Annotated in this window: 11 protein-coding genes; 8 read left to right on the top strand and 3 right to left on the bottom strand. The window is 71.9% G+C overall.

Annotation, left to right across the window (positions count from 1 at the left end; all coding sequences use genetic code 11):
* On the top strand, nucleotides 1-837 hold the full coding sequence (locus tag C7C45_RS01240; RefSeq protein ID WP_110561751.1) for a carbohydrate ABC transporter permease: 837 nt from the start codon (nucleotides 1-3) through the stop codon (nucleotides 835-837).
* A 10-nt stretch (nucleotides 838-847) separates the two neighbouring features.
* On the top strand, nucleotides 848-2,056 hold the full coding sequence (locus C7C45_RS01235; protein ID WP_110561750.1) for an ABC transporter ATP-binding protein: 1,209 nt from the start codon (nucleotides 848-850) through the stop codon (nucleotides 2,054-2,056).
* A 62-nt stretch (nucleotides 2,057-2,118) separates the two neighbouring features.
* On the opposite strand, the gene C7C45_RS01230 is transcribed toward C7C45_RS01235, so the two are convergent.
* Nucleotides 2,119-3,237, bottom strand: a complete 1,119-nt coding sequence (locus C7C45_RS01230) for a winged helix DNA-binding domain-containing protein (protein ID WP_110561749.1) — start codon at nucleotides 3,235-3,237, stop codon at nucleotides 2,119-2,121.
* A 120-nt stretch (nucleotides 3,238-3,357) separates the two neighbouring features.
* Here C7C45_RS01230 and C7C45_RS01225 point away from each other — a divergent pair, with 120 nt between their 5' ends.
* From C7C45_RS01225 to wrbA, 3 genes are all read left to right on the top strand, one after another.
* Nucleotides 3,358-3,750, top strand: coding sequence for a hypothetical protein (locus C7C45_RS01225; RefSeq protein WP_110561748.1), 393 nt, complete (start codon nucleotides 3,358-3,360; stop codon nucleotides 3,748-3,750).
* A 125-nt stretch (nucleotides 3,751-3,875) separates the two neighbouring features.
* Nucleotides 3,876-4,007 carry a hypothetical protein gene (locus tag C7C45_RS35435; protein ID WP_280101360.1) on the top strand — a complete coding sequence of 44 codons (132 nt, stop codon included), beginning with the start codon at nucleotides 3,876-3,878 and terminating at the stop codon, nucleotides 4,005-4,007.
* Between the two features lie 321 nt (nucleotides 4,008-4,328).
* Complete coding sequence (gene wrbA, locus C7C45_RS01215; RefSeq protein WP_110561747.1) at nucleotides 4,329-4,946, top strand: NAD(P)H:quinone oxidoreductase; 618 nt, start codon at nucleotides 4,329-4,331, stop codon at nucleotides 4,944-4,946.
* Nucleotides 4,947-5,031: 85 nt separating this feature from the next.
* On the opposite strand, the gene C7C45_RS01210 is transcribed toward wrbA, so the two are convergent.
* Nucleotides 5,032-6,954, bottom strand: a complete 1,923-nt coding sequence (locus C7C45_RS01210; RefSeq protein ID WP_110561746.1) for an anthranilate synthase family protein — start codon at nucleotides 6,952-6,954, stop codon at nucleotides 5,032-5,034.
* Between the two features lie 208 nt (nucleotides 6,955-7,162).
* On the opposite strand from C7C45_RS01210, the gene C7C45_RS01205 reads away from it, so the two are divergent.
* The 3 genes from C7C45_RS01205 (at nucleotide 7,163) to C7C45_RS01195 (ending at nucleotide 11,628) form a co-directional block, all read left to right on the top strand.
* Nucleotides 7,163-8,572 carry an FGGY family carbohydrate kinase gene (locus C7C45_RS01205; RefSeq protein ID WP_110561745.1) on the top strand — a complete coding sequence of 470 codons (1,410 nt, stop codon included), beginning with the start codon at nucleotides 7,163-7,165 and terminating at the stop codon, nucleotides 8,570-8,572.
* Between the two features lie 99 nt (nucleotides 8,573-8,671).
* The gene (locus C7C45_RS01200; RefSeq protein WP_208641028.1) at nucleotides 8,672-11,209 is read left to right on the top strand and encodes a sensor histidine kinase; all 2,538 of its coding nucleotides are present in this window, start codon (nucleotides 8,672-8,674) and stop codon (nucleotides 11,207-11,209) included.
* Nucleotides 11,206-11,628, top strand: a complete 423-nt coding sequence (locus tag C7C45_RS01195) for a roadblock/LC7 domain-containing protein (RefSeq protein WP_110561743.1) — start codon at nucleotides 11,206-11,208, stop codon at nucleotides 11,626-11,628. Before C7C45_RS01200 ends, C7C45_RS01195 begins: the two co-directional genes overlap by 4 nt.
* Before the next feature lie 75 nt (nucleotides 11,629-11,703).
* Here the strand turns inward: C7C45_RS01195 and C7C45_RS01190 are convergent, their stop codons facing one another.
* Nucleotides 11,704-13,047: a GH1 family beta-glucosidase gene (locus C7C45_RS01190; RefSeq protein WP_110561742.1), complete on the bottom strand. Its 1,344-nt coding sequence runs from the start codon at nucleotides 13,045-13,047 to the stop codon at nucleotides 11,704-11,706.
* Between the last annotated feature and the right edge of the window lie 327 nt (nucleotides 13,048-13,374).

Below are 13,374 nucleotides of genomic sequence, written 5' to 3'. Positions count from 1 at the left end.
ATGGCTGTCGAAACCACCACGCGGGCGAAGCTGCGCTGGGGTCTGCTGGACGTCCTCGTGATCGTCTTCGCGATGGTCCCGGTGCTGTGGATCGCGTCGCTGTCGTTCAAGACGCCGGCCACCCTCACCGACGGGAAATTCATCCCCCGGGAGTGGACGCTGGACAACTACCGGACGATCTTCGAAACCGACCAGTTCGTCCGGGCGCTGGTCAACTCGATCGGCATCGCGCTGATCGCCACGCTGGTCGCGGTGGTGCTCGGTGCGATGGCCGCGTACGCGATCAGCCGACTGGACTTCCCCGGCAAGCGGCTGCTGGTCGGCGTCTCCCTGCTCATCGCGATGTTCCCGCAGGTGTCGCTGGTGTCCCCGCTGTTCGAGATCGAGCGTCAGCTCAAGATCTTCGACACCTGGCCCGGACTGATCCTGCCGTACATCACCTTCGCGCTGCCGCTGGCGATCTACACGCTGTCGGCGTTCTTCAAGCAGATCCCGTGGGACCTGGAGAAGGCGGCGAAGATGGACGGCGCCACCCAGGGGCAGGCGTTCCGGCGGGTGATCGCACCGCTGGCCGCGCCCGGCTTGTTCACCACGGCGATTCTGGTCTTCATCTTCTGCTGGAACGACTTCCTGTTCGCCATCTCGCTGACCTCCACCGAGCGGTCCCGCACCGTGCCGGCCGCGTTGTCGTTCTTCACCGGCGCGTCGCAGTTCGAGGACCCCACCGGGGCGATCTGCGCCGCCGCCGTGGTGATCACCGTTCCGATCATCCTGTTCGTCCTCTTCTTCCAGCGTCGCATCGTGTCCGGCCTGACCTCCGGCGCAGTCAAGGGATAGGTGAGTAGTCATGGCTGACATCGTGCTCGACAAGGTGAGCAAGAGTTTCCCGGACGGGACCGTCGCCGTGCAGGACGTCGACCTGGAGATCGCCGACGGCGAGTTCGTGATCCTGGTCGGGCCCTCGGGCTGCGGTAAGTCCACCACCCTCAACATGATCGCCGGTCTGGAGGACATCAGCTCCGGCGAGCTGCGCATCGGCGGGCAGCGCGTCAACGACAAGGCTCCCCGAGACCGGGACATCGCGATGGTGTTCCAGTCGTACGCGCTCTATCCGAACATGACCGTGCGGGAAAACATGGCCTTTCCGCTGCGGTTGGCGAAGCTGGACAAGGAGACCATCGACCAGAAGGTCGACGAGGCGGCGAAGGTGCTGGAGCTGGTTCCGCTGCTCGACCGCAAGCCCGCCAACCTCTCCGGTGGGCAGCGTCAGCGGGTGGCGATGGGCCGGGCCATCGTCCGCCAGCCGAAGGCGTTCCTGATGGACGAGCCGCTGTCCAACCTCGACGCCAAGCTGCGGGTGCAGATGCGCACGGTGGTGTCCCGGCTGCAGAAGAAGCTCGGCACCACCACCGTCTACGTCACCCACGACCAGACCGAGGCGATGACCCTCGGCGACCGGGTGGTGATCATGCGCGGTGGCGCGGTGCAGCAGGTCGGCGCTCCACAGGAGCTCTACGACCACCCGCGCAACCTCTTCGTGGCCGGCTTCATCGGTTCGCCGTCGATGAACTTCCTGCACGCCGCCGTGCAGGACGGCGGGCTGCACACCGCACTGGGCGACGTGCCGCTCGGCGACCGGGTACGCCGCGAGCTGGAGGCAGCGGACGCGCCCCGCGAGCTGATCCTCGGCATCCGCCCCGAGCACTTCGAGGACGCCGAACTGGTCGACGAGGACACCCGCCGCCGGGGCATCGAGTTCGAGGCGCCGGTGGACATCGTCGAGTCGATGGGCTCGGACAAGTACGTCTACTTCACCGTGGAGGGGGAGCGGGCCAGCGCCGCCGAACTGGAGGAGTTGGCCGCCGACGCCGGCGCGGCCGACTTCGCCGGTGCCGGCGGCAACCTCGTCACCCGGCTGTCCGCCGAGTCACCGGTGGTCGAGGGCCAGTCGCGCCGGGTCTGGTTCAACCTGGAGAAGATCCACCTGTTCGACCCGACCAACGGCCGCAACCTGACCCTGCACGAGGGCCGGGCGGCCGGCGCGCTCGCCGACTGACAGTGCCACCTGACGGGGGTCGGTGGGCTCGCCCGCCGGCCCCCGTGGTGACCCTGCGGCGGTCAGGCCAGCCAGTCGTAGCGGGCGGGCAGCCCGAGGAAGTCGGCGTACCGCCCCAGCGCCCGCTCCACCAGCACACGTGCGGCGGCGTCCAGCGTCGTCAGCGGCTGGATCGTCACCGTGACCGCGGTGCGGCCGATCTTGCGCTTCCACACCCCCACCACCCGGCCGGCGCGAACCACCGTGGCCTGGAAGATGCCGTTGTTGCCCGGCACCACGGCCGCCTGGTGCGCCGGGTCGAGCATCAGCGTGCGATCGCGGTAACCGAGTAGGTACTCGTCGAACCCGGGCAGCGCCAGCACGTCGTCCAGCGGTACCCGTGCGCCAGCCACCGCGATGTCGGCCAGCGCAGCGTCGACGTGCATCGGCTCGTCAGCCACCCGTACCGTCCGCAGCCCGTCGGCGGCGGCCAGCCCGCGCCGCGCGTCGGTCAGGGTGAGGCCGCTCCAGCCGGCGAACTCGCGGGCGGTGACCGGCCCGTGCCCGCGGGCGTAGCGGTGGGCGAGCAGGGCCAGCGCCTCGTCCCGATCCAGGTGGCGTTGCTCGGGCGCCCACTCGTCGAGCAGAGCGAAGGTCTGCTCGGTGCCGACGTTCGGTGCCACGCAGGTCACCCCGCGCACGCTCGCATACCAGAGCAGGTGGTAGCCGCGCTGGCCGTCGGTCCCCAGACCGGACGCGCGAAGGGCCGCCAGACACTCCCCCCGGGTGAGTCGGCCCCCGCCGACCAACGCGGCGCCGAGCACGTCCACCGCCCGGTCCGCGTCCGCGTCGCTGAGCCCGAGCTGCGACCGGCGGGTCGCCGCGCCCGCCAGCGAGCGGACGCCGGTCAGCTCCAACATCCAGCGGGCGTCGGCGGGTGGGATGAGGTGCACGGTGCCTCGCATCGGCCACGTGCGAAGGGCCTCGCGGCGCTCCAGCGCCGCCTGCACGTCGACGATGGTCCGCCCCGGCAGGCGGGCGCCCAACGACCACAGGCCACTCGCCAGATCCTGGGCCTGCATCGCGCCGAACCACTCGACCACGTCGGCGACCCCACCGGGTCGGACGCTCGGATGCTCCCGCAGCAGCAGGCTCGTCATCCGCAGATCGAGCGCCTCGGATGCCGTGAGGTCCCTGGTCATCGGATTCCTTCCCCGGAGGTGGTTGCGCCAGGGTAGGGCACCGGACGCGGCATAACCGCGCCCGCAGGGGGAAGGCGGCCATCCGGAAGTGCGCGCGCCGCGCGTACGGAAGGGAGCCTCATGACTGCCGCAAGCGAGCCGGCCCGGGGTGCCGGCGCACCGGCCGGGTCCCGGACCCATCGGATGGACGGCCAGGCGAAGACGAGCGCCGCCGCGACCTTCGCCCTGGTGTTCGGGGTGGCCGGTCTGTTCAGTGCGTTGACGGCGATCCTCGCCTGGCTGGGGCTGGTGCTCGGCATCATCGGGATCATCCTCGGCATCGTCGGCCTCAAGATGGCCCGCCGACCGGGGGTCACCGGCCGTGGCGTGTCGATCGGCGGCCTCGTGCTCAGCATCGTGGCCGTACTGATCGGCCTGGGGTTGGCCGCGGGCATCACCACCTTCGTCAACAACGAGAACGCGGTGGACCGCCTCCAGACCCAGGTCGACAAACTGCGCGACAAGCTCGACTGACGCCCGCACCCGTGAGCGTGCCGACTCTGAGGTGTCACCACGACCCAGAGGCGTCGCGCTCGCGGGACCGGCATGGTCGGGCAGGGCAGCAGCCCTGCCCGACCGGTCACAATAGGGTGGGCGGCGTGCTCCGCCAGGTCACCGCGATCCGCTGTGTCACCCCGCTACGCGAGGGTGGGTCGCTGCCGGGCGTGGTGGAGGCCGACGCGGAGTTGGCCCCCAGGGTCACCCCGGAGCTGCTCACCCTGGTCCGCTGAGCAACAGCAACAGCAACAGCAACAGCGGTCGGGGGCAGTTGAGCACGGTGGGCGGCCCCTGATCGCGCTGCGCCAGCGCCGTTGCTGGCGGAGCGCGATCCCCCGTTCAGGTGCGCGGTGCGGGGCGACGGTTGGTTCCCGCCGGCACCGGTGCTTTCCAGGATCGCGGTCCGGACGGGTCGAGGGACCGAAACAGTCGGAAAAGTTGCTGAAAATTGAACCCGGCGGACCGGTACGGGCAAGCGCGTGGGCGCTGCCGTTAGAGGTCGGGCCCAACGGGTAGTCGCGGGAGCTGACCCGAGACGAGAAGGGGAACACCTGATGGCTGCCCAGATCAAGGTAGCGGTGATCTATTACAGCGCCACCGGCACCACGTACCAGATGGCGCAGGCCGTGTGCGAGGCCGCCGGGGACGCCGGCGCCGACGTGCGCCTGCGCAAGGTGCGCGAGTTGGCGCCGGACGAGGCGATCCGCTCCAACTCCGGCTGGCAGGCGCACCACCTGGAGACCCAGGATGTGCCCGAAGCGATGCTCGACGACCTGTCCTGGGCCGACGTCGTGATCCTCGGCGCACCGACCCGGTACGGCATCATCGCCGCTCAGCTGAAGCAGTTCATCGACACGTCCGGCCCGCTCTGGGCGCAGGGCGCGCTGGCCAACAAGGTCTACGCGGGCTTCACCTCCTCCGGAACCGTGCACGGGGGGCAGGAAACCACGCTGACCTCGCTCTTCAACGTCTTCTACCACTGGGGCGGCATCGTGGTCGCCCCCGGATACACCGACACCAGCCAGTTCATCGCCGGCAACCCGTACGGCGCCTCGCACACGAGCAACAACGGGGAGATCGCCCCGGACTCCGTGGCACTCGGAGCCTGCGCGCTCACCGCCCGGCGGGCGGTGCAGATCGGCACCGCGCTCAAGGTGGGCATGGCCGGGTGACGGCGACTGCGACCGGTGGCGCGGGCGGGGGCTCTCGGCCCGTCCACGCCACCGGTCGATCCAGCCCTACCCCGAGGCGGGGCGACTATGCGCGTCCACCCGCGGCGGACAGCTCGTCGGCGCGTGGCGCCGGCAGCAGGTCACTCAACAGCTCGGCCAGCACCGCGAGCCCGTCCGGGCTGAGCACCGACTCCGGGTGGAACTGCACCCCGGCGAAGCCGCGGCCCCGTAGGGCGTGCACGGCGCCGTCGCCGGCGTCCCGAGCCAGCTCCACCGGCCCGTACGCGGTGGCCAGCCGGTCCGCCTCGGCGCGGGCGGTGAACGTCGAGTAGAACCCGACCCGACGGGTCCGGCCGAACAGCGCCACGTCCCGCTGCAACCCCTGATAGGTCGCCTCCCGGCGGTGCAGTGTCAGCCCCAGCAGACCGGCGAGGACCTGATGGCCGAGGCAGACCGCGAGGGTGGGACGGCCGGTCGCCAGCAGCCCGGCCAGCAGCCTCCGCAACGCCACCATCTTCGGCTCGTCCAGGCTGCCCGGGTCACCCGGTCCGGGACCCGCCACCACCAGGTCGTACGAGTCGACCGGGCCGCCGACGTGCCACGGTCGCAGCGTGACCGTGAGCCCCAGAGCGCCCAGTTGGTGAGCCAGCATCCCGGTGAACGTGTCCTCGTTGTCCACGATCAGGACCCGCCGACCGACCAACCCGGGCAACCCCGGCGCGTCCGGTGCCCGCTGATCCAGCCAGAACCGGGCCAGCGGTGCGTTGCGGGCGGCCAGCGCGTCGCGTACCGCCGGGTCGTCGGCCAGTCGCGCGACCGGCCCGCGGCCGCCGGCGGGCGCCGCCGGCCCGAGGCCGAGCGCGGCCAGCACACCGGCCGCCTTGGCGTGCGTCTCGGCCACCTCGCCGGCCGCCGTCGAGTGTCGGACGAGGGTGGCTCCCACCGGCACCCGCAGCCGGCCGGTGGGCAAGATCTCGGCGGTACGGATCAGGATCGGCGCGTCGAGTGTCTGCCGGCCGGTCTCGTCGTGACCGAGCAGCGCCAGCACGCCCGCGTAGTAGCCCCGGCCCCGGCGTTCGTGCCGGGCGATCACCCGGCAGGCGTTCTCCATCGGGCTGCCCGTGACGGTGGGCGCGAACATCGTCTCGCGCAGCACCTCCCGCACGTCACGGGTGCCGCGCCCGGCGAGCAGGTACTCGGTGTGCGCCAGGTGCGACATCTCCTTCAGGTACGGGCCGATCACCTGGCCGCCGTGTTCGGCGACGGTGGCCATCATCTTCAACTCCTCGTCGAGCACCATGTACAGCTCCTCGACCTCCTTCTCGTCGGCGAGGAAGCGCAGCAGTGCCGCCCGGTCCGCGGTGCCACCGGCGCTCCGGAAGGTGCCGCTGATCGGGTTCATCAGCACCAGCCCGTCGTCGACGCTGACGTGCCGCTCCGGACTGGCACCGACCAGCGTCCGCGTGCCGGTGTGCACCACGAACGTCCAGTACGCCCCGCGCTCGGCGACCAGCAGCCGGCGTAGCGCGGCCAGCGCGGCAACCAGCGGTGGGCCCTGCACCGTGGCGTGCAGGGCGCGGTGGATGACGAAGTTCGCGCCCTCACCGCGGCCGATCTCCTCGGCGAGCACCCGCTGCACCGTCCGCGCGTACTCCTCGTCGCTGACGTCGAAGGCCGCATCGATGGTGCGGACCGGTTCGTCGGGCAGCGCGGCCAGAGCGTCAGCCAGCGCGATCCGGCGATGCTCGCGGACCTGGAGGCACTCCAGCGGAGCACCGTCGTCGACGCAGGCGAACCCGCGTTCGGTGATCTGCCGGTACGGCACCAGGGCCAGCGTCCGCGCCCCCGGGATGCCCGGCGTCAGCGGGATGTCCGCGAGCCGCTCGACGGTGTCGACCGGGCCGGTGAACAGCTCCAGTTCGTCCGCGCCGTCGCGGCGCAGCAGCGCGAAGGGGCCAGGGTCGACACCGTCGGCGACGGCGGCGAGCAGGTCGGTCAGGTGGGTCATCGGAGTCTCCGTCGAGCCGGGGCGCCGCCGTCGGGGCGGGCTCTCCGGACGGGAGATCCGGGCGACCGCCTCGATGGCGGCCGCGTGGATGGAGCTACGCGCGGAAGTGGGCCGCCAGGTTGGCGGGCCACCAGCAGGTCAGATGCGCGAGCATGCGATCCACCCTACGCCCCCGGCACCCGCCTGACACCGGGTAACTTGACCGGCGATGAACATTCTCGCGCTCGATCTGGGCACCTCCTCGGTACGCGGGCTGGTGCTGGACGCGGACACCCGACCGCTGCCCGGCGCCCTGGCCCGGCGCAAGATCGACCTTGCCATCGGCGACGACGGCACCGGCACCCTGTCCGGTCCCGACTATCTCGCCTCCCTGGTCGATTGCCTGGACGAGCTGGCCGACGCGGGGCACCTGCACGACGTCAACCTGGTGGCGGTCTCCGCCCAGTGGCACTCGGTGCTCCCACTCGACCACGCCGGCGCCCCCCTCGGCCCGGTGATCACCTGGCTGGACACCCGGCCCGGGCCGGTCGGTGGCACGTCGGGGCCGGCCGACCCGGACGGTTTCCACCAGCGCACCGGCTGCTGGTGGCACCGCTCGTACTGGTCCATGCGGTTGCCCTGGTTGCGCGAGCAGTCGGGCCCGATCGCCCGGTTCGTCGGCCTGCCCGAGTACGTGCTGGGCGAGCTGCTCGACTCGGCGCCCATGTCGGTCTCCCAGGCATCCGGGACCGGTCTGCTGGATCTGAGCACCCTGCGCTGGGACGAGGAAGCGCTGACGTTGGCCGGGGCGCGACCGCAGGAGCTGCCGCCCCTCGGCGAGCTGGACTGGCACGGCCGGCTCCGCGCCGAGAGGGCCCGCCGTTGGCCGCAGCTGGCGCATGCCCGCTGGTCACCGCCCGTGGGCGACGGCGGGGCGTCGAACGTCGGCTCGGGTTGCGTCGACCCGAGCCGGGCCGCGGTCACCGTGGGCACCTCCGCCGCCGTACGGCTGATGCAGCGGATCCCGGCCGGCGAACCGATGCCTCAGCTTCCCGAGCGACTGTGGCGTTACCGGGTCGACCACGACCACGTGGTGACCGGTGCGGCGTACGCCAGCGGGGGCAACCTGTTCGCCTGGGCGAACCGGGAGTTGCGGTTGCCCCAGGGGGCTGAGCTGGACGCGGCGCTGGCGCTGGTGCCGGCGGGCGGTGGCCGACCGGCCGACCCCCGCTTCGGTGGCGACCGGCCGCCCGGTCTGGCGCCGGCGGGCACCGGTCGGCTCGGCGGCCTCAGCTTCAGCACCACCTCCGTGGACATTCTGGCCGGGCTGATGCAGGGGCTGTGTGAGCTGGTCGCCGAGGATCTGGTGGTGCTGGAGTCCACGATCGACAAGCCGGTCGGTGTGGTGCTGGGCGGAGGTGCGGTGGCCGCCTCCACGTGGTGGCGGCAGGCCTTCGCCGCCGCGCTCGCACCGCGACCGGTGTCGCACCAACGCAACCCGGAGATCGGCGCCACCGGCGCGGCACTGGTGGCGTTGGGTCGGTTCGGTGACGCGGTCGACCTCGCCGACATCGGCCGGACGGACGAGCTGGTTCTGCCGACCACGACAGGACGTTCCCACCCGCAGTATCCTTCCTGAACCTCCGCGCCGCCCGGGCCGTTGACAGCGCCCCCGAGCCTGGTTGGATGGACTGCGCTCCCCGGACCGCGGTGGACGCGGTAGGACGGAGGAGGCAGGGTGGCGGCAGGTCCCGACCCGGCGAACGGCGCGGTGTCGAACCACCGTCGGCGCCGCTTCGATGTCCGAGTCGTCCCGCATCGACGCCGGTCACCGTTCCGGCTGCGGGACTGGCGGATGAGCACGAAGCTCGCCACGGTGCTGATGGTGCCGTCGATGGCGTTCCTGGTGCTCGCGGGCGTGCAGACGAGCGCGCTGGTGGGGCGAACGACGGCGTTGAACGACTTCTCCCGTCAGGTCGGCATCGGTCGGCAGATCACCGCGGTGGTGCAGCAGCTCCAGCAGGAACGCGACCGCTCGGCGGGAGAGCTGGGCGCGCTGCGCAGGGGCGGCGACCGGGCTACCGCGGCGACCGACCTGAAGCCGTTGCAGACGGCCACCGACCGGGCCATCGTGGACCTGCGCCGGGCCGCCGAGCCCCTCGCGGACGCCGACGCGTCCTGGCGGGTCGCCTTCTCCGAGGCGCTGGAGGCGTACGACCAGGTGGTCGACATCCGGCCGGCGATCCCGCCGGCGGTGCTCAGCAGCGAGACCATCCTCAGTAACTATCACCGGGCCGTCGGCGCGATGATCGACCTGCTCGCCGAGCCGACACCGGGTCAGGACCAACCGGCGTTGAACGACGCGGTGCTGCGCTACGTGCAGCTGGCCCGGGTCAAGGAGCTCTCCTCCCGGGTGCGGGCCCAGCTCTACGCCGCCGCCCGCGCCGGTGGGTACGGCACCGAGGACCGGGTGCTCCTCGCCGATCTGCGCGCCCAGCAGTTGACCGCGCTCGGCGCGTTCCGGGTGGCTGCGACCAGCGACCAGATCCGTCGGTACGACGAGACCACGGTGACCCCGACGTTCCTGACCGCCGTGCAGTTGGAGGAACGCAGCCTGCCGGCCGGTGACGCGTCGCCGGCGGTGCTGCCGGCAGAGCAGTGGTGGGCGGCGAGCCAGCAGCGCCAGGAGCTGCTGCGCCAGCTTGAGGTGGGCGTGCTGGACGACGCCGTGCGGCAGGCCGACGATGCCAGCAGCGGTCAGCTGCGGGCCACCCTGCTGGTCGTCGGCGGTGTCGTCGCGGTGCTGCTGGTCGCCCTGCTGATCTCGCTGCTCGTCGGGCGGTCGGTCGCCCGGTCGATGCGGTTGCTGCGTAGCCAGGCGCTCCGGATCGCGCAGGTCGAGCTGCCGGACGCACTGGACCGTTTGAAGACGGTCACCGGCGGGGTGCCCGCCATCGAGGTCGCGCCGGCGGTGGTCCGCTCGCTCGACGAGATCGGTGAGTTGGCCGAGGCGTTCGTGGCGGTGCACCGCAGCGCGGTCTCGGTCGCCGTCGAGCAGGCGCTCATGCGACGCAACGTCAACGCGATGTTCGTCAACCTGGCCCGCCGTAGCCAGGTGTTGGTGGAGCGCCAACTGGAGCTGCTGGACGACCTGGAGCGTGAGGAGAGCGACCCGGACCAGCTGGAGAACCTGTTCAAGCTCGACCACCTGGCTGCCCGTATGCGCCGCAACGACGAGAGTCTGCTGGTGCTCGCCGGCACCGACTCCACCCGTCGGTGGAACCGGCCGATCGGCCTCGGTGCGGTGCTGCTGGCCGCCGCGGCGGAGATCGAGCAGTACCAGCGGGTCCGCATCGAGTCGGTGGCCGACGTGTACGTGGTCGGGCACGCTGTCGGCGAGCTGGTGCACCTGTTGGCGGAGCTGCTGGAGAACGCGACGGCTTTCTCCCGCCCGGACACCGTCGTGGTGGTCACGGCCAGGGTCGAGGCCACGACCTCGCTGATCGAGATCGTCGACCGTGGTCTGGGCATGAGCCCGGCCGCGCTCGGCGAGGCGAACGCCGTGCTGGCCAGCCCTCCGGCTGCGGACGTCGCGGCGGTGGAGCGGATGGGTCTGTTCGTGGTCAGCCACCTCGCTGCCCGGCTTGGTCTCCGCGTGTGGCTCGACGGGGGCGAGCACGGCCTGGTCGCCAGGCTCGCGTTGCCCGCGGAGTTGCTGGCGACGACGGTCCCGGTGGAACTGGATCCGCCCGCGTCGGCCCGGATGCTGGCGACAAGCGCCGCTCGGGGAGTGGCCCGGAGCCCCGGGATCACCCTGGAGGCCGGTGCGCCGGGGCCGGGCATCGGCGCCCGGGACATGCCGGTGGCGGGTCGGCCCCCGGGCGTCGCCGTACCGCGCCAGGCGCGCCCGGTGCCGGTGCGCGCCGAGGACGTGTTGGCCCCCGCGGCGGCCCGCGGTGACGGCGGAGGCTGGTGGTCGCGGCAGGGTCCGTCCGCGCCGGCAGCGCCCGCGCCGGCGGTGCCACCGGCGATCCCGGTGACCGCGGGCACCAATGAACGAGGATTGCCGGTACGGGTGCCGATGGCGCAGTTGAGCGCGGTCACCCGTCTGGCACAACCGATGTCGGCGCCGAACCGCGCCGACCCGGACCCGGAGGCGGTCGGCGGCATGCTTTCCCGGCTCTACAGCGGGGTGCGGCGAGCCGAGGCCGAGGACACCACCGAGATACCCGTGCCACCGTCCGGGGGGCACGATGAAGGGGGACGACGACAGTGACGACGTTGAGCCAGGAGGCGCGTGACCTGAGCTGGCTGGTGAGCGCGTTCGCGGACCGGGTGCCGGGCGTTTCGCACGCGGTGGTGGTCTCCTCCGACGGGCTGCTGGTGGCGATCTCCGACCACCTGCCCCGCGACAACGCGGACAAGCTCGCGGCGGTGACCTCCGGGCTGATGAGCATCACCGCGGGCGCGGCCCAGATGTTCGACGGCGATGTCGTCAAGCAGACGGTGGTCGAGATGGGTCGCGGCTACTTCCTGGTGATGCAGATCCGCGACGGTTCGATCCTGGCCACGCTGGCCGCCGGTGACGCGGACATCGGCGTGGTGGGCTACGAGATGGCCCGGCTGGCCAAGCAGGCGGGGGAGATGCTCACCCCGGCGCTGCGGGCGGAGTTGCAGCAGGCGCTGCCCCGCTGACTGGCCGAGACCCGGACGGTCGCCGGCTCACCAGAGCCGAGCCGTCCGGGCCCGGCCGTCCGGGTGGCGGCCCGTTCAGAAGCCGCCGTCGGTGATGACGGAGCGATACCAGGTGGCGCTGCTCTTGAGCACCCGCCGCTGGGTCGGGTAGTCCACGTAGACCAGTCCCCAGCGCTGGTCGTATCCCGCGTCCCACTCGAAGTTGTCCAGCAGTGACCAGACGTGGAAGCTCTCCAGCGGCACCCCGGCGGCGATGGCCTGGTGCACGGCGGTGAGGTGGTCGCGCAGGAAACTGATCCGACCCGCGTCGTGGACGGTGTCGTCCGGGGCCAGGGTGTCCGGTGTGGGCAGCCCGTTCTCGGTGATGGTGAGTGGGATCGGGCCGTAGTCGCGGGTGACCCGGGTCAGCAGGTCGTACATCCCCTGGGGGTAGATCTGCTGCCACTCGGCCTCGGAGGTCGTCCAGCGTCGCTCGGTGCCGCCGTCGGCGGTGACGTAGATCGGCGTGTAGTACTGCACGGCCAGCAGGTCGATCGGCGCGGAGATGATCGCCAGGTCGCCGTCGCGGACGCCCTGGACCATCCGGCTCTGCGGGCCCAGGTCGGCCAGCAGATCCTCCGGGTAGCTGCCCCTGAGCAGGGAGTCCAGGTAGAGGCGGTTTTCGTAGCTGTCGTAGAGGCGGGCGGCCGCGGCAGCCTGCGGGGAGTCGTCGGCGGGGTAGCAGGGGTGCAGGTTGAGGGCGGGGCCGATCCGGCTGTCGCTGCCGCTGGCCCGTAGCGCGCCGACGGCGAGCCCGTGCGCGAGCTGCAGGTGGTGGGCGACCAGGTAGGCGGCGTCCGGGTCTTGCCGGCCGGGGGCGTGGTGGCCGGTGAGGTAGCCGTTCTGCACCACCGTCTTGGGCTCGTTGATGGTGAGCCAGGCCGGCACCCGGTCGCCGAGGGCGCCGAAGACCAGGTCGGCGTAGTCGGCGAAGCGGTGGGCGGTGTCGCGTGACTCCCAGCCGCCGGCGTCCTGTAGCGCCTGCGGGAGATCCCAGTGGAACAGGGTGGCCATCGGGGCGATCCCGCGTTCGTGCAGACCGTCGAGGAGCCGGCGGTAGAAGTCGAGCCCGCGCTGGTTGGGTGCGCCGGTGCCGTCGGGCTGGATTCGTGGCCAGGAGATGGAGAAGCGGTAGCTGCGCAACCCGAGGTCGCGCATGAGGTCGAGGTCCTCGGCGTACCGGTGGTAGTGGTCGGCGGCCACGTCGCCCGTGTCGCCGTTGCGGGTGCGCCCTGGGACGCGGCTGAAGGTGTCCCAGACGGACTCGCCGCGCCCGTCCTCCTTGGCGGCGCCCTCGATCTGGTACGCGGAAGTGGCCGCGCCCCAGCCGAAGTTGTCGGGGAAGCGCAGCGGGCCGGCGGGCCCAGTAGGTATCGACATGGATTCTCCTCGTGGATACGGGGCCACCGCCGAGATTCGGGAGCGCTCCCAGGGTAGGCCAGGAGTGGCCCGCCCGGTCAGCTGGCCGTCATGGCGGCCGGCGATGGCGGGTCGAGGCGGTTGAGGGCCCCGGACAGCGAACGAGGCCGCCGGGCGGCGCGGCGCGCCTGTCCCGTCGGCCTCTTTTCCCATCGTGTACGGGGGTTTAGTGTGGGGACGGGGGAGGGCAACCCCCGTCCCCACCGTAACTGCACACACACGGGCGGAATTTGGGTCCTGCCGTGCGTGTCGCGCGGGAGCCGGGCCACGCGAGTGGCTTTGGTTCCA

Origin of the sequence: Micromonospora arborensis, assembly GCF_003205615.1 — a bacterium.
GTDB classification, from domain to species: Bacteria; Actinomycetota; Actinomycetes; order Mycobacteriales; family Micromonosporaceae; genus Micromonospora; species Micromonospora arborensis.
The sequence above is the reverse complement of the archived record's forward strand: the minus strand, read 5'-3'. Positions and strand labels throughout refer to the sequence as shown.